The sequence below is a fragment of the Thermobacillus xylanilyticus genome (genome assembly GCF_907165215.1).
GTDB classification, from domain to species: Bacteria; Bacillota; Bacilli; order Paenibacillales; family Paenibacillaceae; genus Thermobacillus; species Thermobacillus xylanilyticus.
Genome location: NZ_CAJRAY010000004.1, coordinates 1 through 2,095 on the forward strand (window position 1 = coordinate 1; position 2,095 = coordinate 2,095).

General features: G+C 60.1%; 3 protein-coding genes. All 3 read left to right on the forward strand.

Features of this window, described 5'->3' with window-relative positions:
• Positions 1-112 precede the first annotated feature (112 nt).
• Genes KJQ12_RS00925 through KJQ12_RS00935 form a run of 3 tightly spaced genes read left to right on the forward strand, consistent with a single transcriptional unit; the run spans position 113 to position 1,970 of the window.
• Positions 113-487: a GntR family transcriptional regulator gene (locus KJQ12_RS00925; RefSeq protein WP_213483104.1), complete on the forward strand. Its 375-nt coding sequence runs from the start codon at positions 113-115 to the stop codon at positions 485-487.
• Positions 488-489: 2 nt separating this feature from the next.
• Positions 490-1,347 carry an ABC transporter ATP-binding protein gene (locus KJQ12_RS00930; protein WP_213483105.1) on the forward strand — a complete coding sequence of 286 codons (858 nt, stop codon included), beginning with the start codon at positions 490-492 and terminating at the stop codon, positions 1,345-1,347.
• Positions 1,344-1,970, forward strand: coding sequence for an ABC-2 transporter permease (locus tag KJQ12_RS00935; RefSeq protein WP_213483106.1), 627 nt, complete (start codon positions 1,344-1,346; stop codon positions 1,968-1,970). Before KJQ12_RS00930 ends, KJQ12_RS00935 begins: the two co-directional genes overlap by 4 nt.
• The last annotated feature ends 125 nt before the right edge of the window (positions 1,971-2,095 follow it).

Genomic DNA, 2,095 nt, shown 5'->3' on the forward strand with positions numbered 1-2,095 from the left:
ATTATGTTGCGTAATTTTCTCGATTCCATGTGTCCAATCTATTGACAGAGGTCCATGAAGTACTGTATATATCATATATATACGGTATACACGATATATACGGAGTGGGCCGATGGATATTCTGATCAGCAACAGCAGCGACAAGCCGATCTACGAGCAGATCACCTCGCAGATCAAGGCGATGATCATGAGCGGCAAGCTTGCGGCGGGCGAGCCGCTGCCGTCGATCCGCCACATGGCGAAGGAGCTCCGGGTGAGCGTCATCACGACGAAGCGGGCGTACGAGGATCTCGAGCGCGACGGGTTCATCGAGACGTTCCCCGGCAAGGGCAGCTTCGTGGCCGCCCGGAATCTCGCGCTGATCCGCGAGGAGCAGCTCAAGGCGGTGGAAGCCCGGCTCGCGGAGGCCGTCGACATCGCGAAGCGAAGCGGCATCACGCTGGACGAATTGACCGAAATGATGAAGCTGCTGTACGAGGAGGAATGACGATGACCGCGATCAGGGTGGAGGGATTGCGCAAGCGTTACCCCCGTTTTGAACTGCAGGATGTCAGTTTCGAAGTGCCGCGGGGCGGCATTGTCGGCCTGATCGGCGAGAACGGCGCGGGCAAAACGACGACGATCAAGGCGATCGTCGGCGCGATCCGCGCGGATGCCGGGAAGATCGAGATCTACGGACGGGATGGCGCGAAGCACGGCAAGGACCTCAAGCAGGATATCGCCGTGGTGACGGAAGAAAGCTTTTTCCACGAAGAATTCGCCGCGAAGGATGTCGCCCACGTGATGCGACGGCTGTACGCCCGCTGGGACGACGCGCTGTACCGGCAATATCTGGACCGGTTCCATCTGCCGCCGGACAAGCGGATCAAGGAACTGTCCAAGGGCATGCGCATGAAGCTGGCCATCGCGACCGCGCTGGCGCACCGTCCGAAGCTGCTCATCCTGGATGAGCCGACGAGCGGGCTCGACCCCGTCGTGCGGAGCGAGATTTTGGACGTGTTCTTCGATTTCATTCAGGACGAGGAGCATGCGATTCTGTTCTCCTCCCATATCACGACCGATCTGGAGAAAATCGCGGATTACATCGTGTTCATCCATGGCGGCCGGGTCGTCCTCAGCCGTCCGAAGGACGAGTTGCTCGAGCAATACGGGATCATGAAATGCGGACTGGACGAGTTTCCCAAGGTGGATGCGGCGGATTATGCGGGTTTCCGGCGGTACGGATTCGGATGCGAAATGCTGGTCCGGGACCGGCAGGCCATGCGGCGCAAATATCCGCATCTGACGATCGATCCCGCGTCCATCGAGGACATCATGCTGTATTACGCGAGGGGTGGGCAAGCATGACGGGATTCATCCTGAAGGATCTGCTGACGCTGCGCAGATATATCAAACTGATCGCGCTGGCCATCGCGGTTTTCGCGGTGATGACCTGGTACCTGGACAATGCGGCCGTCGTCTCGGCCATGATTGCGGTGCAGTTCGCGCTGCTGCCCGTCACGTCCTTCGCTTACGACCAGCAGGCGAAGTGGGAACTGTTCGCCCAGACGCTGCCCGTGTCCAGACGCGAGATCGTGGCGAGCAAGTATGTGCTTTCCATCGCGTTCATCGCGCTGGGAACGATCATCGGCGTCGGGCTGGCGCTGGTCGTCGGCCTGCTGAAAGGCGAGCCGGCCGGTCCGCGGGATCTCGCGCTCGCGGGCGGATTCATTATGGCGGCGAGCATGTTCTTCCTCTCCGTCATGATCCCGCTTATCTACAAATTCGGCGTGGAGAAAAGCCGCTTCATGCTGCTGGCGGTGGCGGGCATCGCCGCGCTGATCGCGGCCCTGGTGAAGCTGACCCTCCTGGATCGGCTCGCGGAGGCGAATCCGGGATCGATACTGGCTGCCGCGCTTGTCGGCGCCGCGGCCGCGATGGCCGCCTCGTTCTTCATCTCGCGGGCAATCTACGAATCCCGGGACTTCTGACGTCCGGGATCGTCAACCGGGATTTGCCGGGCCGCCGGCCGGTCCCGGTTCCTTTTTTCTCCGCTTCCCGTGTCAACTCATATAAAAATGTTACCGAAGGGCAATGGATCACTCACGTAATTTTG